Source organism: Enterobacter sp. BNK-8, assembly GCF_048685095.1.
GTDB classification, from domain to species: Bacteria; Pseudomonadota; Gammaproteobacteria; order Enterobacterales; family Enterobacteriaceae; genus Enterobacter; species Enterobacter quasiroggenkampii.
Genome location: NZ_JBLQTN010000001.1, coordinates 3,142,166 through 3,163,394 on the forward strand (window position 1 = coordinate 3,142,166; position 21,229 = coordinate 3,163,394).

Genomic DNA, 21,229 nt, shown 5'->3' on the forward strand with positions numbered 1-21,229 from the left:
GCGAACAGTGTGGAGGAAGGATTTTAAATATCAGGGCCGGGAATCCGTTGACATAAATCAAACTACTTTACGCAAATAACATTTTGTGGCGTTTTTTCGACATCTTTTTCTTCATATTATCAATATGGTAAATGCATTGATTAATTTCAATAACATTAATTAATGTAAACATTGACGGTTATTTACACATCACAGAATTGACCCCATCTTCCCGCTGTGCCTTAATATCCTTATCGCCCGGAAGGGCTTATCCAGGAAAAACAGAGTGAGTCAGGTCACGCGTATGCGCAAACGACATCGATTTAACACCCGAATGACCCGCATCATACTGCTCATCAGCTTCCTGTTTTTCTTTGGCCGCTTCGTTTACTCTTCGATTGGCGCCTGGTACCACCATCAGGATAAAACCCAGTCGCAGCAATCCAGCCTGACCGTCGACACCGCTGACCGCTAACCCGCCGAAGGATGTTGCACGAGCCGAATAAGGGCCGCGATCCCTTTGCTGAGGATTTTATCCTGCCGCATGACCACCGCCAGCTGCCGCTGCAGCATGGGCTTCAGCGACATCACGCATAGCCCTTCGCGATCGACCTCCTGTTCCACCGCCATGCGCGGCACGATGCTGTAGCCCAGCCCTGCGCGAACCATGCGTTTGATCGCCTCGATGCTGCCAAGCTGCATCACCGGCGCGATCGCTAAACCCTGGGCGGCAAACCAGCCGTCGATCAGCGCCCGGGTCCCACTGCCTGATTCAAAGGCTATCAGCGGATGAGCGTGCAGCGCGGCTGGGGTGAAGTCCCTGAATGCAGCCTGCTGTTCCCTTGAGGCGATAAAGACAAACTCTTCGTCCATCACCGGCATCACGTCCAGCGCTCTGCCACTCACCGGCAGCGTGACCAGCCCCATATCGAGACGGTTCTCTTCGATAGCTCTGACGATGTCGAGGGTGTTGCCCGTCGTCACCCCCACGCTCAGGAGCGGATAGTCGTGGCGTAGCTGCTCCAGCAGCGGCGGCAGAAGATGGATGCAGGCCGTTGCGCCCGTGCCAAGGGTAATGGTGCCGCTTACGTCGTGGCTAAACGCATTCACGGCCCGGATGGCGTCATCCACCACCTGCTGAATACGCTCCCCGTGCGCCAGCAAGGTTTCTCCGGCAGCCGTCGCCTTAATCCCTCGCCCGGTACGCTCCACCAGCCGCGTTTGCAGAAACTGCTCCAGCTGGCGTATTTGCAGGCTGACGGCGGGCTGGGAGAGGCCCAGCACGTCCGCTGCCGCTGAAAAACTGCCGCGCTGGATCACCAGACGGAAGGTGGCGAGATAGCCCAGATTAAGCGTCGTCATTCAAAGTTTCTCTTATACCGCGCATAAGGTTGCGGCCCTGCCAGCACAATACCGCGCCCGTTATGCTCAGGACAACTGCATAGCGGAATGAACACTCATGGAAATACCTGCCCTGCCACACCGCCTCGCCCTCACAGCCGGGTGCAATCAGCTCATCAACTGGGGGATCTCGTTTTATATGCCCGGCACCTTTGCGCTGGCCATTTCAGCCGACCGGGGATGGTCATCACCGCAGATTTACCTCGGCCTGACGCTGGCGATGCTGGTGATGGCGGTAGTATCCCCTTTTGTCGCCCGCCTGCTGGCACGCTTTGGCGGTCAGAAGGTGGTGATGGGCGGAACGCTGCTGATCGCCGCAAGCTGTGCCTGTATGGCGTATACCCGGACGCTTTATGGCTGGTACGGCGCCTGGCTGGTCACAGGCGTGGGAATGCGCCTGTCGCTGTACGATGCGCTCTTCGCCGCGCTGGTCAACCTCTACGGACAGCAGGCGCGAAGAACAATCTCGCGCGTCACGCTGGCGGGCGGGCTGGCCTCCGTCGTCTTCTGGCCGCTGGGCGATGCGCTGCTTCACGTGATGCGCTGGCAGGACGCATTACGCATTTATGCCCTGCTTGGCCTGCTGAGCGCGTTGCTGATCCGCACGCTTCCCCGGCAGCGGCTGACGGTGAAGACGAAAATCGCCGCACCGCCGCTGAACAACGAGCGCCGAAACGGCTGGCTTTATGCCGCCTTCATTGCCCTCATCACCTTTGTCTCTAACGGCACCTCCACCCATCTGCCGGAGTTTATTGCCCACTACGGTCTGCCGGTCGCTATCGGCATGCTGTGGGGAATCGGCCAGACGGGCGCGCGCTCGCTGGAAGTGCTGGCGGGGGCTCGCTTAACGCCCTTCACGTTAACGCTTTTTACCGCTCTCGCCATGCCGCTCTGTTTTCTTGTTGGGTTGAGCAGCGCCCTGTTTGTCTGGTGTGCGGCCGGTTTTGTGCTGGGCTATGGGGCCATCAACGGGCTGGTTACCCTTGTCAAAGCCACCCTGCCGCTGGAACTGTTTAGCGCGGAAAGCTATGCCCGCCGCACGGGCTTACTGCTTATCCCCGGTCAGCTTATGGCCGCAGCCTCACCGTATGCCTATGCGTGGCTAAATAAAACGCTGGGGATCGCGGGTGCAATGGGGGTATCGACGGGCCTGACGCTGCTGATTGCCGGGCTGGCGATAGCCATTGTGCGCCGTCCCGGGAGGCAAACTGTATCGCACTGTATCCCGCGGGCCACGGTGACAAACGGGTACAAAACGCCCCCTCCGGCAAATATCTCCGATACATAAAAATGGTTTTCTTTCCCTGTCGCCATTGAGAACTGATGAGGAGAGAGAGCAATGATTCGTCGCTACGTAATTTTCCCCCTGCTTGTCCTGACATCCGTCGCAGGTGCCCAGGCCACTCCCCTGGACAATCTGAGCGCCGCGGACGTTAACGGCCCCGCCGCCGTTGCCCCGCTGGCGCAGCCGCAGCCGCCTGCAAAACTGATCGTCGATCCGCCGCTTGCCGGGCCGCTGAGCAAAGGCGCGGTGTTTATCCAGTACCGCGCCGAAAACCTTCGCATCGAGCCGGTATTCGGGCCCGACGCGCTCAAGGTCACCCCGCGCATCGGGCACATTCACGTGGTGGTGGATGACGCGCCGTGGCACTGGGCTGACACCAGCGGAGAGCCGGTGATCCTGGTGGGGCTGCCCGCCGGTAAACACAAGGTGACAATAATTCTGGCCGACCCGACGCACAAGCCGCTCGACCACAAAACCGTTGAATTCACCGTCCCGCCCCACGCGGCGGTCCACCATTTTTAAGGAGTCTGAAGATGAAAGCACTGTCTGTAGTCACGGCAGGCCTGCTGGCGCTTTCCGCCAGCGCCTTTGCGCAGAGTAAAACCAGCGTCGTGCTGGTCCACGGCGCGTTTGCCGACGGCAGCAGCTGGAATAAGGTCATTACCCTGTTGCAGAAACAGCACGCAGAGGTCATTGCCGTCCAACTGCCGCTCACGTCGCTAAAAGATGACGTTGCCGCCACAAAGCGGGCCATCGCCCGCGCGCAGGGTGACGTAGTGCTGGTGGGTCACTCCTGGGGCGGCACCGTGATTAGCGAAGCGGGCAACGATGCGCGGGTAAAATCGCTGGTGTATGTGGCGGCTTTCGCGCCGGACTCCGGCCAGTCGACGGCGGACCTGGCAGGAAGCTACCCTGCACCGCCGGGCAGCGCGGGCATTGCCAAAACAGCGGACGGCTATTTATACCTGCCGACGGAAGCCGTCAGGAAGGATTTCGCGCCGGACGTGAAACCGGGTGAACAACAGACCATTGCGGCCACGCAGGGGCCAATAAAGGGCGAAGCTTTCGCAGAAAAAGTGACTCACGCCGCGTGGCACAACAAACCGAGCTGGTATGTGGTGAGTCAGAATGACCGGATGATTAACCCGGCGCTTGAACGCGCGATGGCGAAGACGATCCACGCTAAAACCACCGAGGTGGCGGCGAGCCACGTGTCGATGGTGAGCCAGCCGCAGATCGTTGCCCGGACAATTGAGCAGGCGATTGAAGCAAAGTAATTTTTTGCGAATTGTAGGCCGGGTAAGCGCAGCGCCACCCGGCAAAAACAGCCTCAGCGCCCGCCATCCGCGGGATAATCCCGATTAATCCACGCGTGGTCCTCTTCCCAGGTGAACATCCACTTGCGCACCGGCCCGGCCATCACGTTGAGATAATAGCTGTCATACCCGGCCATCGTCGCCACCGGGTGGTAGCCCTTCGGCACCATGACCACGTCACGGTTGTAGACCGCCATACACTCATCCAGCGCTCTGTCGTCGGTGTAAACCCGCTGCATGCAGAACCCCTGCTCCGGGTTGAGGCGATGGTAGTAGGTCTCCTCCAGGTAAGTCTCCTGGGGCGGGTTATCCGTGTCGTGCTTGTGGCTCGGGTACGAGCTGGTGCAGCCCTCGTTGGTCCAGACCTCCACCACCAGCAGGCTGTCGGCGGGCTTGTCTTCCGGCAAAATGTTGTGCACGTAGCGCTGGTTATGGCCCTTGCCGCGCGCCTCAGCGTCGATATCCTGCGGCGCAATCAGCCGCGTCGGACAGGTGCCCTTGCCCGGCGCAGCGCAGACCGCCAGCTCCAGCGTCGTCAGCGCCTTCACCTGCACCGTCTCCTGCGGAGTGACGTACACCGCCCACGGCTTGATGCGCTCGAACGGGCTCATCCGCTCGCCGATGTCGTTAAACTGCGCGGAAGGCGTGCTGATGGAGGCGCGTCCTGCCACCAGCACCAGGCAGCGCTCTTCGCGGACGGCGGGCAGCGTCAGCGTCTGCCCCTCCTGTAGCTCATACGCCTCAAAGCCGACGTACCCCCACCCTGCGCTTTCCGGCGTGACGGACTGGGTGCACCCCTCCGCGTTCGGCTGTTGCCAGCGTGATAACAGACGTGACATGTCATCTCCTCAAATCAGTCCGGCGTCGCGCGCCAGACGGCTCAGATTGTTATACCCCAGACGGGCGTAGGTCAGCGGATGGGCAATGGCCGGATCCTGCTCCGCCTCCACCACCAGCCAGCCGTGATAGTCCTGCGCCTTCAGCAGCTGCATAATCGGCGGATAATCCACGCAGCCGTCGCCCGGCACCGTAAACACGCCGCTCAGTACCGCATCAAGGAAGCTGGTTTTGCGGTTTTTCACGTCCGCCAGCACGTCGGCACGCACGTCTTTGCAGTGAACGTGGTTGATACGCGACGCCCAGCGCTGCGCCACCGCCAGCGGATCGGCCCCGGCAAAGGTCAGATGACCGGTATCCAGCAGTAGCCCCACCGCGTCGCCGGTGTGGGTCATCAGATTGTCCACGTCGTCGGCGGACTCAATCACCGTGCCCATATGGTGATGGTAGGCAATCTGCACGCCCTGCTGCTGGGTGTAGCGGGCAAATTCGGTAAGCTTCTCGCCATACTCCTTCCAGCGCGCCTGCGGGAAGCGCGGGCGCAGGTGCACCGGGGTCTGCTGCTCGCCGTGAATGCAGCCGCTCACTTCCGCAAAGACCAGCACCTTCGCCCCCAGCTCGCGCAGGAGCGTCAGGTGGGACTGCACGGCGGCGATCTCCTCCTCCACGCTGCGCTCCAGCAGGCGGCCGGAATACCAGCCGGAGACCAGCTGCAGGTCGTGGCGCTGCAGGATGGGGCCGAGCAGGCGCGCTTCGCGCGGGAACTTATTGCCCAGCTCGAAACCGGCGAAACCGGCCTCTTTACCTTCGCTCAGGCAGGTCTCCAGCGACGTCTCCGCGCCGAGAGAAGGCAGATCGTCGTTTGTCCACGTCAGCGGGTTAATGCCCAGTTGTACACTCATTGTCGTCTCCATTATGCGTGTCCGCGCTCGCGCCACCAGGCGATAAGCTGCAGGTAGTTGTCCCGGATGCGCGCCACCAGCTGCGCATCGTCAATATCGTGCTTCAGCCACGCGCGGGAGGCATCGCCAAACAGCGTGCGCCCTACGGCGAAGCCTTTTACTACCGTCTGCCCCGCTGCGGCCCTGAAGTCGGCGCGCAGCTGTTCCGCCGGAGCGTCCAGGCCGAGGATCACCACCCCGCGGCAGTGCGGGTCCCGGCGTTCGATAATCTCGCTCAGCGCCGTCCAGCCCTCCGCTGAGAGCGGCGGCAGCTTCCACCAGTCGGGATAAATGCCGAGGTTGTAGAAGCGGGAAATGGCGCGCAGGTAGAGCTCGTCGCTGCGCGGCATGCTGGCGGGAAGGATCACCTCCAGCAGCAGCTCGTGCCCGGACCGGCAGCAGGCGTGATACACCTCGGCAATTTTCTGCTCCTGCTCCAGGCGCAGGCCGTGAGCGTCTTCCGGATGGAAAAAGACCAGACACTTCACCACGTGCTCCTGCGGCCAGCTGATGAGCTGGGTGCCAATGTTGCCATGCTCCATCTCCAGCGGACGCGAGCCCGGCAGCTCAATGGGGCGACCAATCCACCACCCCTCGCCGGTGATGGCGTTCAGCGCGTCCTGACCAAAGGTGCCGTCGCACAGCAGGCCGGCTTTGCCCTCCAGCCCGGCGCGGCTCGCCGCCTCGCGGCTGGCCTGCAGGATCAGCTGCTTCAGCGCCGGAATGCGCCCGATCGACGCGCCGCACTGCAGCGCCATATCCTCAAGCTGGCTGCGGTGGTCGAAGGCCATCACGCACAGCTCCGGCCACTCGCGGCGGCGGGTGGTCACCCGGTGGAGGTGGTTCAGACGCGGGTCGAGGTCCGGGCGCGGCACATCCGCAGCGCGGGAGAGATAGTCATCCAGCTCGATTTTGCTCGGCATCGCCGGGGCGCAGCCGTGGCGCGAGACCACCAGCGCGCCGCAGGCGTTGGCATAACGACACGCCTGCTCCCAGCCCTCGTCGTTCAGGTAGCCGCGCAGCAGGCCGGACATAAACGCGTCCCCCGCGCCGAGGACGTTCAGCACCTCCACGCGCACGCCGGTCACCGTCAGGCCGTCGTCCAGCCGGGGTGGAATGGCGTCGGTATAGACCGAGCAGCCGAGGGCGCCGCGCTTGCAGACCAGCGTTGCTTCACTCACGGCACGCACCTGCCCCAGCGCCTGCAGGGTCTCCGTGCTGCCGCCCGCAATGTGAAACTCCTCCTCGGTGCCGACAATGACGTCGAAGAGGTGCAGCACCTCCTGCAGCTCGCGGGTGACCTTATCGGCGGCGATAAAGCGCGTTTCACCGTCGCCTAAGGAGGTCAGCCCCCACAGCACCGGACGGTAGTCGATGTCCAGCACCGTGCGCACGCCGTGACGGCGGGCATAGCCCAGCGCCGTCAGCACCGCCTCGCGGGTCTGAGGATGAGAAAGGTGAGTCCCGGTGATGGCAAGACAACGTGCGGAGGCAATGTAGCTTTCGTCCACATCGCTGGCCGTAATGGCCATATCCGCGCAGTTATCGCGATAAAAAATCAGAGGAAAGGTGTCCCGGTCTTTAATGCCGAGTAGCACCAGCGCCGTGAGGCGGTCTTTATCGGTGATCAGATGGCTGGTATCACAGCCCACCTGGTTAAGCTCTTCCCGCAGGAAGCGGCCCATATGTTCATCGCCGACGCGCGCCAGCATCGACGAGCGCAGGCCCTGGCGCGCGGTGCCGTACGCCACGTTGCCGGACGAGCCGCCGAGGTATTTGGCAAAGCTCGACACATCCTCCAGACGGGCACCAATCTGCTGACTGTAGAGGTCTACCGCCACGCGGCCCATGCATATCACATCAAACTGCTTTTCCACGTTGATACCTCATCAGACAATGTCGTTCACGTTCAGCCAGCGGCCTTCCCGGTGCGAGAGCGCGATCGCGTCCAGCACGCGCGACACCTTCCAGCCCTCTTCGAAGTCCGGCCACATCGGCACGTCGGCGGCAATCCCGTCCACCAGATCGCGCACCTCCACCGTTTTTTGATCGTTAAAGCCTATCCCGTGGCCTGCGCCCATGCAGAACGCGGCGTAGTCCGGGTGTGCAGGGCCGACGAGTAAGGTACGGAATCCCTGACGGTTCACCGGATCGTCATGCAGATAGAGCTTCAGCTCCGCCATGCGCTCCTGGGTGAAGCTGATGGCGCCTTTCGTCCCGGTAATGACGTACGACAGCCCCATCTTGCGGCCGCAGGCGACGCGGGAGGTTTCAATCACGCCCTGCGCCCCGCCCGCGAAGCGCACCATCGCGTGGGCCTGATCCTCGTTTTCGACGGCAACCATGTCCGACGAGCCGGCCTTCGCCGGGCGTTCCGGGACCACGATCTTCAGGTCGCCGCAAACCTGCTCAATCTCCCCGACCAGGTACTGGGCCATGTTGACGATATGCGCCGCCAGGTCGCCCAGCGCCCCCAGCCCGGCGGTCTCTTTAAAGCAGTGCCAGTGGATGGGCGAGCGCGGGTCGGCCATATAGTCTTCGTTGTGGGTGCCGTAGAAGTGGATCACCTCGCCAATCTCGCCGCGGGCGATAATCTCCTTCGCCAGCTGCGCCGTCGGGTTTTTCATGTAGTTGAACCCCACCAGCGTTTTCACCCCGGCCCGCTTCGCGGCGTCGACCATCTCGCGCGCGTCGTGGGCGTTCAGCGCCAGCGGCTTCTCCGAGTAGACGTGCTTGCCGTGGCGGATCGCCTCCAGCGCCATCTCTTTATGCAGATGGTTGGGTGAGCAAATATCCACCACGTCGATCGCCGGGTCGGCCACCAGCGCCCGCCAGTCGCTGGTGGAGCGGTTGAAGCCAAACGCCTGCGCGCGCGCTGCCGCCAGCTCCGGCGTGACTTCCGCCACCATCTCGCGCACCAGCCTGCCGCGCAGGTTGAACACCGTCGGGGCCTGGGCATAGGCGATAGCGTGCGCCTTGCCGATATACCCGGTGCCAATCAATCCAATACGAACCTCTTTCATCGTGATCCTCACAGTGCGCCGCGACGGCTCTTGGCGTAGGTATCAAACGCCACCGCCAGAACGATAATTAATCCGGTGATAATCTGCTGGTAGTAGGCCGAGACGTTCATCAGCACCAGGCCGTTAATCAGAATCCCCATGATGATGGAGCCGATAATGGTGCCGCCGATGCGCCCGTAGCCGCCCATCAGCGAGGTGCCGCCAATCACCACCGAGGCGATGACGCGCAGCTCAAAGGAGATCCCGGCCACCGCCTCGGCGCTCCCCAGACGCGCGCTCAGAATGAAGCCCGCCAGCCCCGCCAGGCAGCCAATCAGCACGTAGACGCTGACCAGCACGCGCTTGACGTTCACCCCCGCCAGGCGCGCTGCCTCCGGGTTACCGCCGATGGCGTAGACGAAGCGGCCCCAGCGGGTTTTATGCAGCGCCAGATAGCCGCCGAGGGCGACGATGGCGAAGATCCAGATCGGAATGGAGATGCCGAGCAACTCCCCGCGCCCCCACCAGCGGTAGCCCTGATCGAAACCGGCAATCGGCGCGCCGTCGTTGATCACCAGCGTCAGGCCGCGCCAGATGGTCATCCCGCCGAGGGTCACGATGAACGGCGGCAGGCGCAGGCGGGTCACGCCCAGACCGTGCAGGAAGCCAATCGCCGTGCCCATCGCCAGGCAAATCCCGAGCCCAATCAGCCAGCTCATGCCGCCCCAGGCGTTCGGGTCGACGGTGGTGAAGTTGTCGCCCTTGATCACGTACGCCGCGGTCATGGCGCAGACCGCCAGAATGGAGCCCACGGAGAGGTCAATCCCGGCAGTCAGGATGACGAAGGTCATCCCTACGGCCATGATCCCGTAGATGGAGACTTCGGTCAGGATGTTGAAAATATTGCGTTCAGAGAAAAAATTACTGTTCTGCGACTGGAAGAAGATCAGCAGCAGGATCATGAAAATCAGGACCCCGAAGCGCTCGAAGAAGGCGATGGGATCGATGCGTCCGGCGCGTTTGACCGGGGCCTGCGTTTTAGAAATCATCTGCGTCATGAGAAACTCCGTTATGCCGCGTTCAGGGCGTTGTGGTTGATGGCCATCATCGTCATCAGCCGTTCTTCGTTAGCGTCGTCACCGTGGATCTCGCCGGTCACCCGGCCTTCGCTGAGGGTGATGATCCGGTCTGACACCGCCATCACTTCAGGCAGATCGGAGGAGATTACGATCACCGCCACGCCCTTTTTCGCCATGTCAAACAGCACCTGGTGCACTTCTGATTTGGTCCCCACGTCGATGCCGCGCGTCGGCTCATCGACGATCAGCACCCGCGGGTTGAGCGCCATGCAGCGCGCGAGGATCACTTTTTGCTGGTTACCGCCGGAGAGCTTGCGCACCTCCTGCGTGCTGTTGACCATTTTGATCTGCAGCGCCTTGCGGTAGGACTCGATCAGATCGTCCTCTTTGCGGGTGTTCACGAACCAGCGCCACTGCAGCAGCGAGGAGAGGCAGGAGAGCGACAGGTTGTCGCGAATCGACAGCCCCAGCACCGCCCCCTCTTTTTTGCGGTCTTCCGGTACCAGCGCCACGCCCTGGTCGAGGGCATAGAGCGGGTCGCGCGGCTGGTACGGTACGCCGTCCAGCTCAAAGCTCCCGGCGGTAAACGCGTCTGCGCCAAACAGGCAGCGCGCCACCTCGGTGCGCCCGGCGCCCACCAGTCCGGCAATGCCTAAGACCTCCCCGGCGTGGACGTGGAAGCTGATGTCGTGCAGAGCGATGCCGTGCGGATCCAGCGGCGGCTTTTCGCGGCTCAGCCCCTTCACCGCCAGGCGGACGGGTTTGTCCTCATGATGGGTTTCGCTGGCGGGACGGCGATTAAAGGCCACGTCGCGCCCGACCATCAGGCGGATCAGCTGTTCGACGTTGGTCTCCGCCACCGCACCGGTGCCGGTAAAACGGCCGTCCTGGAAAACGGTGAAGCGGTCGCAGAGCTGGAAAACTTCGTGCAGGCGGTGGGTGACATAGATAATGCTCACGCCACGGTTTTTAAGCTCGCGCACCACGCGGTGCAGGCTTTCCACCTCGCTGTCGCTCAGCGCGGCGGAGGGTTCGTCCATAATGATTAAGCGGGCGTTGAGGGTCAGCGCCCGGGCGATCTCCACCATCTGCTGCTGGGCAACGCTCAGGCGGGCGACCGGGGTGGTCGGTGCAACGTTCAGCTGCAGATAGTCGAGAATGACCTGCGCCTCCTGATTGACCGCCTTTTCGTCGACGATCAGGTTACGTTTACGCGGCTCGCGCCCGAGAAACATGTTTTCCGCGACGGTCATGTTGGGCAGCAGGTTGAATTCCTGATAGATGGTGATAATGCCCTTGTTCTGCCGTTCCACCGGGGAGTCGTCCACCGGCAGCGTTTCGCCGTTGAACCAGATATCCCCGCGGGTTTGCGGCTGCGCCCCTGCGAGCGCCTTCAGCAGCGTGGATTTACCCGCCCCGTTTTCCCCCAGCAGGGCGTGGATCTCGCCCGCGCCGACGGTCAGCTGGGCGCTGCTTAACGCCCAGACGCCGGAAAAGCTTTTTGCCAGGTCGGTCACTTTCAGTAAGGGTTGCGACATCGGTCTGCTCCTCCTTTAGAGTGAGCCGCCGCGCCAGCGGCGGCTGCGGATAAATCAGTTACCGGCCTCACCGATACGCTCAGCCTGCTGCAGGTTCTCTTTGGTGATCAGCGTCGGCGGGTAGTCGGCCCCGGTGATGGCTTTTTTCTCGCGCACGTTGGCCACCAACTGGCTCATCGCCGTCTGCACCGCAAAGCCCGGACGCTGATCCGCCGTCACCGCCAGCCAGCCGTCGCGCACGCGGGCCAGCGCTTCCGGTACCGCATCAAAGCCGGTGACCAGAATTTCGCCCGGCTTCACGCCCTGGCTCTGCAGGGCTTCAATCGCCCCCAGCGCCATGTCGTCGTTGGCTGAGAGGATCACCTGAGGACGTTTCGGCAGCGAGGGCAGCACGCTTTCCACGATGCGCATCCCTTCAGAACGCATCCAGTTGCCGGTCTGATCGGCGACGATCTTGTACTTATCCCCGCCTGCCTTCAGGCTGTCGCGGATCCCTTTGGTGCGTTCGATGTTGGAGGAGGAGCCCGGCTGGCCGGTCAGCAGAATGATCTCCGCCCCGTCGGGGAATTTGGTTTTGACGAAGTCGCCAATCGCCTGGCCGCCTTTGTAGTTGTTGGCGCCAAAGTGCGGCACCTTCTTCTGGCTGTCGACGGAGCGATCAAGGGTAACTACCGGCAGCTTCGCATCCTGAATTTCATCCACCGCGCTGGAGACCGCGTTCACGTCGTTCGGGGAGACGATAAAGCCCTGCGCCCCGCGGGTGATGGCGTTTTCCAGGTCAGCCACCTGCTTCGGTGAACTGCCCTGCCCGTCCAGCACCTGAAGCTTCACGCCCATCTCTTTTGCGGCTTTTACCGCCGTGCGCTGCATGTGAACTTCAAACGGCATGGCCAGGTTTGGCGTACTGAAAACAATTTGCTCGTTTTCGGCGAGGGCGGCCCCGGACGTCATGGCGATGAGGGCGGCTACGATCAGTTTTTTCATTATTATGTCTCTCTGTGTAGGGTTGTGGTGTTTAGAGGACGATCTCGCGCTGGCTGCGCAGTGACTCCAGCGCTTTATCCGCAAGGTACAGCGCACGTTCACCATCATCGCCGCTGCAGTCAGGCACCGCTTCGCCGCGCAGGACCGCGACAAAGTGTTCCCATTCCGCGGCGTAAGCGGATTTGTAGCGCTGCAGGAAGAAGTGTTCCGGCAGCGCGCTGGTGCAGCCCTGTTTGCCGTAGTGCTGCACCTGGTTTTCCAGAATGTTGCCCGCGCACAGCAGCCCTTCGGAGCCGTGCAGTTCCAGGCGCTGGTCGTAGCCATACGAGGAGCGGCGGCTGTTGACGATGGTCGCCATCGCGCCGGAAGCGTATTTCAGGACGATAAACGCGGTATCGATATCCCCCGCCTCGCCAATCGCCGGATCGACCAGGTTGCTGCCCTGGGCATACACCGACACCGGCTCTTCGCCCATGATGAAGCGGGCCATGTCAAAATCGTGAATGGTCATATCGCGGAACATGCCGCCGGAGACGCGCACGTACTCCGCAGGCGGTGGAGACGGATCGCGGGAGATGATCAGCAGCGATTCCGGCTTGCCGATGCGCCCGGCTTGCACGTCGGTTTTCACGCGGCGGAACTGCGGGTCAAAGCGGCGGTTAAAGCCGATAAACAGCGGCACGTCATACTCTTTGACCACCTTCAGGCAGTCGCGCACGCGGGCGAGGTCGAGGTGGACCGGCTTTTCACAGAAGATGGCCTTGCCGTGGCGGGCGGCCATTTCAATCAGGTCCGCGTGGGTATCGGTCGCGGAGGCGATCAGCACGGCGTGAACGTTAGGGTCGGTCATCGCTTCAGTCAGGCTCTGCTGGCGGGCCTGATACTGCGTGGCGAGGCGGGTGGCAAATTCCTGATTCGGGTCAACCACGGACCAGAGCGTGGTCGCGCCGTGGCTGGCGATGTTAGCTGCATGTACCTGGCCAATTCGGCCAGCGCCCAGTAAAGCAATGTTAAACATAACGGCTCCCGGTGTTGGTGAATGCTGTGAACTAACGACCCTATAAATAAAACATTTATTTCATTTTTATAAATAGTGAAAATTATGTTTTTGAGTGCGGGTTAACACTTTTGAGATGAATGAGATAAATTTTGTTATCAATCTCACAACATGGGAGGACATACAGCAGCTCCCCTCACCCCGGCCCTCTCCCGAAAGGGGTGAGGGAGAAAAGAGTGCACCACACCATCCCCTCTCCCCTTTGGGGAGAGGGTTAGGGTGAGGGGAAAATGAAATGAAAATTTCGTTACGACGGAAAAACTTAATACTGACGGGCTTTTTTCACCTGCGCCTGCGTTTGCTCCGCGGCTTCACGCACGGCAGAGGATTCCGCCACCTGCGCATCGCCGGTTCGCCACCAGGAGGCGTAGTCGTGGGTCATGGTCTTCGGCAGCACCTTGATGTCCAGCAGCGTGGGGCCAGGATGCGCGCGGGACGCCGCCAGCGCCGCCAGCAGGGTTTGCTCGTCGTGCACCCGCCACGCGCGACAGCCGTAGCTCTGCGCATTTTGCGCGAAGTCGACCTTCACCAGCGGACCGTCAAGCCGTCCGGTTTCCGGGTTGCGATGGCGGTTTTCCGTGCCAAAGCTGCCCATGCCGTGCCCCATCTGCAGGTTGTTAATGCAGCCGAAGCTGGCGTTATCAAACAGCAGAACGGTGACCTTAATGCCCTCCTGAACGGCGGTTTGCAGCTCGGAGTGCAGCATCATGTATGAGCCATCCCCCACCATGGCGTATACCGGCTGCTGGGGCCGGGCAAGCTTCGCGCCGAGGGCTGCCGCAATCTCATAGCCCATGCAGGAGTAGCCGTACTCCAGGTGATAGCTGTCCGGCGTTTTGACCTGCCAGAGGCGCTGTAAATCCCCCGGCAGCGAACCGGCCGCGCCCACTACGATGGCGTTATCTTCAATATGCTGGTTGATCAGCCCCAGCACCCGCGTCTGGGTCAGGCGGGTATTGAGCGTCTCGCCGTACTCCGCCAGCTGCGCGTCCAGGTGCCCCGCCACTTCGGGCGCGTCGTCCGGACGCCACTGGCGATCCCACAGGCGACGGCACTCGTCGCGCCAGGCGGATTTCGCCTCAGCGATCGCCTCTCCCCAGCCGCTGCGGTAATCACCAAGCGCGTGGGTCAATGCCTCGAGCCCGGTTTGAGCGTCGGCAATCAGCGCCGTGGCGTCCAGCTTCTGGGCGTCAAACTCGGCCACGTTCAGCAGCAGAAATTCGACCTCCGGATGGGAAAAGAGCGCCTTGGAGCCGGTGGTAAAGTCGGTCAGGCGCGTGCCGATGCCAATCACCAGATCAGCCTGCGGCGCGAGCTGGTTGGCCGCCATTCCGCCCGTCACCCCTACGCCACCGAGGTTAAGTGGGTGGTCACTTACCAGCGCCCCCTTTCCGGCCTGGGTTTCGGCAAACGGCAGCTGCAGCGTCTCGACAAAGTCGCGAAACGCCTCATGTGCGCCGGAATAGCGCACCCCGCCGCCGCACACCACCAGCGGACGACGCTTGCGGGCGATCAGCGCCTGCGCCTGCGCCAGACGCTGGGGATCGGGCGGACGGCGCTCGATGTGGTGCACGCGACGCGCGAAGAAGCTCAGCGGGTAATCCCACGCTTCCCCCTGCACGTCCTGCGGCAGGCAAATCGTCACCGCACCGGTATCTGCCGGGTCAGTAAGCGTTCGCATCGCGCTGAGCATCGCGCTCATGAGCTGCTCGGGGCGGTTAATGCGGTCCCAGTAGCGGGAGACCGGACGGAAGCAGTCGTTGGTGCTGATGCTGAGGTCGTGATACTGCTCAATCTGCTGCAGCACCGGGTCGGGCTGGCGGCTGGCATAGATATCGCCCGGCAGCAGCAGCAGCGGAATACGGTTCGCCGTGGCGGTTGCCGCCGCCGTTATCATATTGGCGGCGCCCGGCCCGACGGAGGAGGTGACGGCAAAGATGCGCTGACGACGGTGCTGTTTGGCAAATCCCGTCGCCATATGGGCGATGCCCTGCTCGTTACAGCCCTGCATCACCTGCAGATGGCCGGGATCCTGCTCCAGCGCCTGGCCGATACCCAGCACGTTGCCGTGCCCAAAGATGGTGGCGACGCCCTCCACGAAGGGCGTTTCGTGGCCATCCACGCTAACGTACTGTTGATTAAGGAACCGGACCAGCGCCTGGGCCATGGTCATACGTTCGGTTTGCATAACGCCTCCTGTCAGCCCAGCGTCGGCATGGAGAACGCAGCGCCTGTCTCCTGCTGCATTTCCGGCCAGCGCGCGGTGATGGTTTTCATTCGGGTATAGAAACGCACGCCGTCGTTGCCGTGGACATTGAGCGCCCCGAAGATGGAGCGCTTCCAGCCGCCGAAACTGTGGAATGCCATCGGCACCGGGATTGGCACGTTGACCCCCACCATGCCCGCCTGCACCTCTTCGCAGAAGCGACGCGCGCAGCCGCCGTCGCGGGTGAAGATTGCCGAGCCATTACCATATTCATGGCGGTTAATCAGGTCCACCGCGCTGGCGTAATCTGCTACGCGCACCACAGAAAGCACCGGACCAAAAATTTCTTCTTTATAGATGGTCATCTCCGGGGTGACGTTATCGAACAGCGTCGGCCCGACAAAATAGCCCTGCTCGTGGCCCTTCACGCTAAACCCGCGGCCGTCCACGCGAAGCGTCGCCCCCTGCGCTTCCCCGCTGTCGATGTAGCCCAGCACCTTGCTGCGGTGCGCGGAGGAGATGAGCGGCCCCATTTCGTTTTCCGGCGTCTGGTCGAGCCCCGGTCCGACGCGCAGCACGGCAATCTGTTTTTCGAGCCGGGCGCAGAGGTCATCGGCGGTGTTATCCCCCACGGCCAGCACCACCGAGAGCGCCATGCAGCGCTCGCCCGCCGCGCCGTAGGCCGCGCCCATGATGGCGTTGGTCGCCATCTCCATGTCGGCATCCGGCATTAAAATGCAGTGGTTTTTCGCACCGCCCAGCGCCTGGCAGCGCTTACCGTGGGCGGACGCGGTCTGGTAAATGTATTCCGCAATCGGCGTGGAGCCGACAAAGCTCACCGCCTGCACGCGCGGGTCGGTCAGGAGCACGTCAACGGACTCTTTATCGCCCTGCACCACGTTGAAGACGCCGTCCGGCAGGCCGGCTTCTTTCAGCAGCTGCGCCAGCGCGAGCGCCAGAGAAGGGTCTTTTTCCGACGGTTTCAGCACGAAGGTATTCCCGGTCGCCAGCGCAATCGGGAACATCCACATCGGCACCATCGCCGGGAAGTTAAACGGCGTGATCCCGGCGCAGACGCCGAGCGGCTGCATCAGCGAGTGGCTGTCGACGCCGGTCCCGACGTTCGCCGAGTGTTCGCCCTTTTGCAGATGCGGAATACCGCAGGCAAACTCCACCACTTCCAGGCCGCGGGTCAGTTCGCCCACCGCGTCGGAGAAGACCTTGCCGTGCTCTTCGCTGATGAGGCGGGCCAGGCGATCCATGTTCTCTTCCAGCAGCGCTTTGAAGCGGAACATCACGCGCGCGCGCTTAAGCGGAGCATGACGCGCCCACGCCGGAAACGCCTGCTGCGCGGCGGCAATCGCCTGCTCCGTTTCCTGTGCCGTACTCATCACCACCTGGCGGATCTGCTCGCCGGTGGCCGGGTTGAAGATCGCCTGAACGCGCTGGCCTGAACCGGTGACACATTCGCCGTGAATAAAATTCGCTACCGTCTCCATCCTTAACCTCTCGCTGTTGATACGTGACTGTGACCTGAACACTGTGTACTGACCACTATATATGAAACAAATATTCCATTTTAAGTTGAAATAAAATAAATGATGATTATTGTGATCAAGGATGGATTTTTATGTTAACAGCCAGCACCACAGACGCAGCGTGCGCTATTAAGGAATTTCGGGCGAGGAAATGACTGAAGTTTCTGTTTCATTTTTGCTGCCAGATGGATGGCCGACATTTAAAAGACGCGGTTTTGCGTTTAGAATCATATGACTGTATTTGGGGGAAAAGATGACGACAGCAACCAGCCTGAACGAACTGCAGCAGCAAATCCGCGATCGCTACGATAGCCTGAGCAAGAGGCTGCAGCAGGTCTCCCGCTACGTGCTGGACAATACCAACAGCGTGGCGTTTGATACGGTTGCCGTCATTGCCGAGCGCGCCGACGTGCCGCCCTCGACGCTGATCCGCTTTGCTAACGCCTTTGACTTCACTGGTTTCAACGAAATGAAACAGCTGTTTCGCATGAACCTGGTGGAGGAGACCGCCAGCTACAGCGACCGCGCCCGACTGTTCCGCGAGATGGAGAGCGAGGCCGTGCCGGAAACGCCGCTCGATATCCTGCAGGAGTTTGCCCGTTCAAACGCGCAGGCGCTGCAGCAGCTGGCCGCCCGCGCCGAGCCGGAGATGCTGGAGCGCGCGGTACAGCTGCTGGCCGACGCCGATACCATCTACATCGCCGGACTGCGCCGCTCCTTTAGCGTCGCGGCCTACCTCACCTATGCCCTGAGCCATCTGGAGTGCCGCCCTATCCTGCTCGACGGCATGGGCGGGATGCTGCGCGAGCAAATCAGCCGCATTAAGGCGCGCGACATTGTGGTGTCGATCAGCTTCTCGCCGTACGCGGAAGAGACGGTGATGGTCAGCGAAACCGCCGCCAGCGTTGGCGCGCGGCAGATTGTGATCACGGACAGCCAGATAAGCCCCCTGGCGACGTTCAGCGATCTCTGCTTTGTAGTGAAAGAGGCGCAGGTGGACGCGTTTCGGTCTCAGTCGGCGACGCTGTGCCTGGTGCAGTCGCTGGTGGTGGCGCTGGCGTATCGGTTGGGTGGCGGGGATAAATAGCCCACGGTACCGCTCAACAGGCCGGGTAACATAAACACGCTACCCGGCATAATCGCCGTTTCCGGTGTACATCCGCCCGATCTTAGCGGTTTTCGATCTCAGGACACTCAGGATAGCTGACCGAAGCGAGGGCATTTAGACGCTGCCCCGTAATCTGTAACACGCGCAGCAAAAGCATGATGCCGCGGCGGGTATCAGGGTCGTTGAGCATAGTAAACACCTGCCGAAGTGAGATATCCCCTTCCCGGTTAATTTGCTCCCCCCATGCCATGCGTAACGCGGTTCCCCCTTCCCAGCCGACGGTCACGACATCGTCAAAAACGCCAGCCAGTTTTTCGACCATCGCGTTATCGGCCATTTCCAGCAGGTCTGCGACGACGGCAAGCAGATCAACCAGATTATTCAGACGATTGCCCGCCATAAGCGGGGCAAGGCTTTTTAGTAACTGTTCCTGGTCACTCATCAGAACATCCCCCTCACGACGCCCCAATACAGTCCACGGTTAAAACCGTTTCGCAGCATGCCGCCGAGTTTTGTCGCCGGCATGGGGGTCACGTCATTGCGATAGTCATATACCAACGGCATGCCGGCCCAGAGCCCCATCTGCGCGACGGCCTGAACCCGTCCATCATAATGATTACCGCTTCCGGGCGGTCTGCCGTAGAGCTCCGCCACAATGTTATCCGCGATGATGGGCGCCTGGTTGTGGCACGATCCTCCCGCTTTACTGATCGGCAGATCGACGGTATCGCCGATCACATATACGCCTTCCAGACCGTAGACGCCCAGCGTCTGGTGATCCGTCGGCAGCCAGCCTTCACCGTTCTGAACCTCGCTAAGCCCGGTATCACGCACCGCGTCGACTGCCCGGATGGGAGGCGTTGCCATCAGGATGTCGAAATTCTGTGAATCGCCCTCGGCGGAATAGGCAATTTTGCTGTCAGGATCGACATGGCTTAAGGTAAAACCACGCTGATGCTGTATTCCTTTGGCGGCAAAAATATCGCCAAGCGCCTCCCCCACCGGACGTTGCAGGAACAGGCAGTTTCGCAGCAGCTGCGCGACGGTCGGATAGGTATAAACAATCTCAACCTGATTACGTACGCCACGCTGACGCAAATAGTCATCAACCATCAGCGTGGTTTCAATGGGGGCGATGCCGCACTGGTGGGGCACATTCGGCGTTTCCGGGAAAGAGACGGTAATAAATATTCGCCCCTTTTTAATGGTGGAGAGCTTATGCGCTAATTGTCTGGCCGCCGCGTATTGATAAAAATGATCGCCCGCGTCGGCAAGGCCAGGGATTTTTTGTGTAAAAGGTGTGCAGCCGGTGGCAATAACCAGCAGATCCCAGTCGTAATGTCGCTTACTGGCTCCGTACAGTCGACGCTGCTTAAAATCGAAAGATTCAATCCTGTCGGTAATAAATTGAATTTCCGGACTCAGTAATTGCCGTTCAGGCCGGGCCAGTTCATGGTGATGGAAGAGGTTAAAGGCGACATACATAAAAGCGGGTTTGTAGTAGTGCACTGGTGATTCGGAAATCAGTACCAGCTCTACCTGACCGGCAGCAATTTCACGTCGTAATTTCCTGGCCAGCAGGTTGGCAACAATGGTTCCTCCCGTGCCGCCGCCGACAATCATTATGCGGTTTTTCATTCCTTTATTCGCTCATGGTAGTGAATGGGAATTCACGTAACCAGACCGCTTCACTGTTACGCTCAGCTAAAGCGTAGTAACAGCGTAATATTCCGCAATATAACCCTTAATAAGAAATTTAATTTTGACAACCCGATCATCATTTATAATATACACTATAAAATATAATTTATATCTCTATAACGTAGCCTTTTACTGTGGTCTCTTTTCATCACCATTATTCGCCAAAGAGCAGCGCTGTGTACTTTTTAGATACCGCCCCGGAGCGCTGTCCGTTCGCGCCATAATAGCGATCTTCACGGCACAGTCGCTCCTTCACATCGCAGAAAATACCGTTGGCAAAGGTGAATTCAGTCAGATCGACATTGCTCGACGTGAACACCTCGTTTGCAGCAGCCTTCTTACCGAGATAGGTCTCTGTCAACGTGCGGGATAATCCCTTGTCATTGGCGCATACATATCGGTCGCAGAGCACGCCCGATACTGGCGACTTGAGCCTGGCGGGGGTCCTGGCCTGGGCGGACATGGCGGACACGGCCAGCAGCGCGGCCACAGAGCATGCGAGTATTGATTTGTTCAAGATGATAATCTCCGTTGGTTAATGAATGTCGGCTTTACGCCGGGCGCGGTGGAACCATCATGAGGGTGAACAACCCTGGAGGGTTCTGAGTTTCAACAGGAAACGGCCCGTTTAGCTTTTTGTTGACCTAACATTCGTCGAAAGTTCAGCCCGGAGGCAATTGTAAGGGCCCTATCCCGGTGAGTCATGCGATTTTAAAGAGCTGAACTAATATGCTGTATACGGAGTGGGTTTGTGGGGCGGGTTAGGTCCGCTCTGAGCGAAGAGCGGAAGATGGTAATTGTTGAAACCATCAAGGCGGACATTACGTGCATTGTCGTGTATTAATTAACGGGTAGAAAGTCAAAGTGAGTGAACAGGAATGAGTGTAGGTGAATTGTACTTGGATGGAGCGCACGTCCTATCTGAAAAAGAGTTTCATTCCATTATGTCTGCATCATTAGACTTTGGGCCTTACTATGGTAGAAATCTCGATGCATTGTGGGATCGCCTTAGCACCGATGTTGAAAGGCCGGTAAAAATAATATGGTTAAACTCTGACTTATCCAGAATATATCTTGGCAGTTATTTCGACGAAATTATCAAGGTTTTTGAGAGGGCAAAACTGCAAGACCTGAATTCAAATTGGGAAGAAAAGTTCGAGTATGTATTGAAATAACCCGTACCCGCAGGATAGTCCGGCGTAGTGGCATTCCGATTTTGGCAACATAGACAGAAGTGTGAAATGTCCGTTCTTGGCA

General features: G+C 60.3%; 20 protein-coding genes. 6 read left to right on the top strand and 14 right to left on the bottom strand.

All coding sequences use genetic code 11. The annotated features are described in order from the left end of the window. Nucleotides 1-265 precede the first annotated feature (265 nt). Nucleotides 266-454, top strand: coding sequence for a YfgG family protein (locus ACMGGU_RS15150; RefSeq protein ID WP_021241815.1), 189 nt, complete (start codon nt 266-268; stop codon nt 452-454). On the opposite strand, the gene ACMGGU_RS15155 is transcribed toward ACMGGU_RS15150, so the two are convergent. Beyond that, complete coding sequence (locus tag ACMGGU_RS15155) at nt 451-1,341, bottom strand: LysR family transcriptional regulator (RefSeq protein WP_420300697.1); 891 nt, start codon at nt 1,339-1,341, stop codon at nt 451-453. The genes ACMGGU_RS15150 and ACMGGU_RS15155 overlap by 4 nt on opposite strands. 97 nt (nt 1,342-1,438) lie before the next feature. Between ACMGGU_RS15155 and ACMGGU_RS15160 the strand changes: the two genes are divergently transcribed. The 3 genes from ACMGGU_RS15160 to ACMGGU_RS15170 are packed head-to-tail and all read left to right on the top strand — an operon-like array spanning nt 1,439 to nt 3,942. After that, on the top strand, nt 1,439-2,668 hold the full coding sequence (locus ACMGGU_RS15160) for an MFS transporter (RefSeq protein ID WP_325841096.1): 1,230 nt from the start codon (nt 1,439-1,441) through the stop codon (nt 2,666-2,668). Between the two features lie 51 nt (nt 2,669-2,719). Beyond that, a complete protein-coding gene (locus ACMGGU_RS15165) occupies nt 2,720-3,187 on the top strand; it encodes a DUF6130 family protein (protein ID WP_032675311.1) in 468 nt (155 codons plus the stop codon). Between the two features lie 11 nt (nt 3,188-3,198). Continuing rightward, a complete protein-coding gene (locus ACMGGU_RS15170) occupies nt 3,199-3,942 on the top strand; it encodes an alpha/beta fold hydrolase (RefSeq protein ID WP_420300698.1) in 744 nt (247 codons plus the stop codon). A 53-nt stretch (nt 3,943-3,995) separates the two neighbouring features. Here ACMGGU_RS15170 and iolB read toward each other — a convergent pair whose 3' ends face one another. From iolB to ACMGGU_RS15220, 10 genes are all read right to left on the bottom strand, one after another. Then, a complete protein-coding gene (gene iolB / locus ACMGGU_RS15175; RefSeq protein WP_420300699.1) occupies nt 3,996-4,820 on the bottom strand; it encodes a 5-deoxy-glucuronate isomerase in 825 nt (274 codons plus the stop codon). Between the two features lie 9 nt (nt 4,821-4,829). Further along, a complete protein-coding gene (gene iolE / locus ACMGGU_RS15180; protein ID WP_032675314.1) occupies nt 4,830-5,720 on the bottom strand; it encodes a myo-inosose-2 dehydratase in 891 nt (296 codons plus the stop codon). Between the two features lie 11 nt (nt 5,721-5,731). Further along, the gene (locus tag ACMGGU_RS15185; RefSeq protein WP_196365166.1) at nt 5,732-7,636 is read right to left on the bottom strand and encodes a bifunctional 5-dehydro-2-deoxygluconokinase/5-dehydro-2-deoxyphosphogluconate aldolase; all 1,905 of its coding nucleotides are present in this window, start codon (nt 7,634-7,636) and stop codon (nt 5,732-5,734) included. A 12-nt stretch (nt 7,637-7,648) separates the two neighbouring features. Then, nucleotides 7,649-8,782, bottom strand: a complete 1,134-nt coding sequence (locus tag ACMGGU_RS15190) for a Gfo/Idh/MocA family protein (protein ID WP_420300700.1) — start codon at nt 8,780-8,782, stop codon at nt 7,649-7,651. 8 nt (nt 8,783-8,790) lie between these two features. After that, nucleotides 8,791-9,819 (bottom strand): ABC transporter permease, encoded by a 1,029-nt coding sequence (locus tag ACMGGU_RS15195; protein WP_008502116.1) that lies wholly within the window; start codon nt 9,817-9,819, stop codon nt 8,791-8,793. 11 nt (nt 9,820-9,830) lie between these two features. Next, entirely contained in the window at nt 9,831-11,378 is a 1,548-nt protein-coding gene (locus tag ACMGGU_RS15200) for a sugar ABC transporter ATP-binding protein (protein ID WP_420300701.1), read from the bottom strand. Between the two features lie 54 nt (nt 11,379-11,432). Beyond that, the gene (locus tag ACMGGU_RS15205; protein ID WP_008502118.1) at nt 11,433-12,362 is read right to left on the bottom strand and encodes a sugar ABC transporter substrate-binding protein; all 930 of its coding nucleotides are present in this window, start codon (nt 12,360-12,362) and stop codon (nt 11,433-11,435) included. 31 nt (nt 12,363-12,393) lie between these two features. Then, nucleotides 12,394-13,380, bottom strand: coding sequence for an inositol 2-dehydrogenase (iolG, locus tag ACMGGU_RS15210; RefSeq protein ID WP_032675319.1), 987 nt, complete (start codon nt 13,378-13,380; stop codon nt 12,394-12,396). 301 nt (nt 13,381-13,681) lie between these two features. Continuing rightward, nucleotides 13,682-15,607, bottom strand: a complete 1,926-nt coding sequence (gene iolD, locus ACMGGU_RS15215; protein WP_420300702.1) for a 3D-(3,5/4)-trihydroxycyclohexane-1,2-dione acylhydrolase (decyclizing) — start codon at nt 15,605-15,607, stop codon at nt 13,682-13,684. A gap of 11 nt (nt 15,608-15,618) precedes the next feature. Next, nucleotides 15,619-17,124, bottom strand: coding sequence for a CoA-acylating methylmalonate-semialdehyde dehydrogenase (locus ACMGGU_RS15220; RefSeq protein WP_048226210.1), 1,506 nt, complete (start codon nt 17,122-17,124; stop codon nt 15,619-15,621). A 292-nt stretch (nt 17,125-17,416) separates the two neighbouring features. Here ACMGGU_RS15220 and ACMGGU_RS15225 point away from each other — a divergent pair, with 292 nt between their 5' ends. Then, nucleotides 17,417-18,250: a MurR/RpiR family transcriptional regulator gene (locus ACMGGU_RS15225; protein ID WP_023344667.1), complete on the top strand. Its 834-nt coding sequence runs from the start codon at nt 17,417-17,419 to the stop codon at nt 18,248-18,250. Nucleotides 18,251-18,332: 82 nt separating this feature from the next. Here the strand turns inward: ACMGGU_RS15225 and ACMGGU_RS15230 are convergent, their stop codons facing one another. The 3 genes from ACMGGU_RS15230 to ACMGGU_RS15240 form a co-directional block, all read right to left on the bottom strand. Further along, the gene (locus tag ACMGGU_RS15230) at nt 18,333-18,713 is read right to left on the bottom strand and encodes a DUF1641 domain-containing protein (RefSeq protein ID WP_214575065.1); all 381 of its coding nucleotides are present in this window, start codon (nt 18,711-18,713) and stop codon (nt 18,333-18,335) included. Continuing rightward, nucleotides 18,713-19,909: an NAD(P)/FAD-dependent oxidoreductase gene (locus tag ACMGGU_RS15235; protein WP_395299496.1), complete on the bottom strand. Its 1,197-nt coding sequence runs from the start codon at nt 19,907-19,909 to the stop codon at nt 18,713-18,715. Before ACMGGU_RS15235 ends, ACMGGU_RS15230 begins: the two co-directional genes overlap by 1 nt. A gap of 217 nt (nt 19,910-20,126) precedes the next feature. Next, nucleotides 20,127-20,489 carry a YcgJ family protein gene (locus ACMGGU_RS15240; protein WP_420300703.1) on the bottom strand — a complete coding sequence of 121 codons (363 nt, stop codon included), beginning with the start codon at nt 20,487-20,489 and terminating at the stop codon, nt 20,127-20,129. A gap of 361 nt (nt 20,490-20,850) precedes the next feature. Here ACMGGU_RS15240 and ACMGGU_RS15245 point away from each other — a divergent pair, with 361 nt between their 5' ends. Further along, entirely contained in the window at nt 20,851-21,147 is a 297-nt protein-coding gene (locus ACMGGU_RS15245) for a barstar family protein (protein ID WP_032651264.1), read from the top strand. Nucleotides 21,148-21,229: the final 82 nt, after the last annotated feature.

Bases quoted from the DNA above. Each gene is read 5' to 3' on its own strand.
- ACMGGU_RS15190 (WP_420300700.1), bottom strand. From the start codon at position 8,782: ATGAAAGAGGTTCGTATTGGATTGATTGGCACCGGGTATATCGGCAAG.
- ACMGGU_RS15205 (WP_008502118.1), bottom strand. From the start codon at position 12,362: ATGAAAAAACTGATCGTAGCCGCCCTCATCGCCATGACGTCCGGGGCC.
- ACMGGU_RS15155 (WP_420300697.1), bottom strand. From the start codon at position 1,341: ATGACGACGCTTAATCTGGGCTATCTCGCCACCTTCCGTCTGGTGATC.
- ACMGGU_RS15170 (WP_420300698.1), top strand. From the start codon at position 3,199: ATGAAAGCACTGTCTGTAGTCACGGCAGGCCTGCTGGCGCTTTCCGCC.
- ACMGGU_RS15165 (WP_032675311.1), top strand. From the start codon at position 2,720: ATGATTCGTCGCTACGTAATTTTCCCCCTGCTTGTCCTGACATCCGTC.
- ACMGGU_RS15195 (WP_008502116.1), bottom strand. From the start codon at position 9,819: ATGACGCAGATGATTTCTAAAACGCAGGCCCCGGTCAAACGCGCCGGA.
- ACMGGU_RS15225 (WP_023344667.1), top strand. From the start codon at position 17,417: ATGACGACAGCAACCAGCCTGAACGAACTGCAGCAGCAAATCCGCGAT.
- iolE (WP_032675314.1), bottom strand. From the start codon at position 5,720: ATGAGTGTACAACTGGGCATTAACCCGCTGACGTGGACAAACGACGAT.
- ACMGGU_RS15220 (WP_048226210.1), bottom strand. From the start codon at position 17,124: ATGGAGACGGTAGCGAATTTTATTCACGGCGAATGTGTCACCGGTTCA.
- ACMGGU_RS15235 (WP_395299496.1), bottom strand. From the start codon at position 19,909: ATGAAAAACCGCATAATGATTGTCGGCGGCGGCACGGGAGGAACCATT.
- iolB (WP_420300699.1), bottom strand. From the start codon at position 4,820: ATGTCACGTCTGTTATCACGCTGGCAACAGCCGAACGCGGAGGGGTGC.
- ACMGGU_RS15245 (WP_032651264.1), top strand. From the start codon at position 20,851: ATGAGTGTAGGTGAATTGTACTTGGATGGAGCGCACGTCCTATCTGAA.
- ACMGGU_RS15230 (WP_214575065.1), bottom strand. From the start codon at position 18,713: ATGAGTGACCAGGAACAGTTACTAAAAAGCCTTGCCCCGCTTATGGCG.
- iolG (WP_032675319.1), bottom strand. From the start codon at position 13,380: ATGTTTAACATTGCTTTACTGGGCGCTGGCCGAATTGGCCAGGTACAT.
- ACMGGU_RS15160 (WP_325841096.1), top strand. From the start codon at position 1,439: ATGGAAATACCTGCCCTGCCACACCGCCTCGCCCTCACAGCCGGGTGC.
- ACMGGU_RS15200 (WP_420300701.1), bottom strand. From the start codon at position 11,378: ATGTCGCAACCCTTACTGAAAGTGACCGACCTGGCAAAAAGCTTTTCC.
- iolD (WP_420300702.1), bottom strand. From the start codon at position 15,607: ATGCAAACCGAACGTATGACCATGGCCCAGGCGCTGGTCCGGTTCCTT.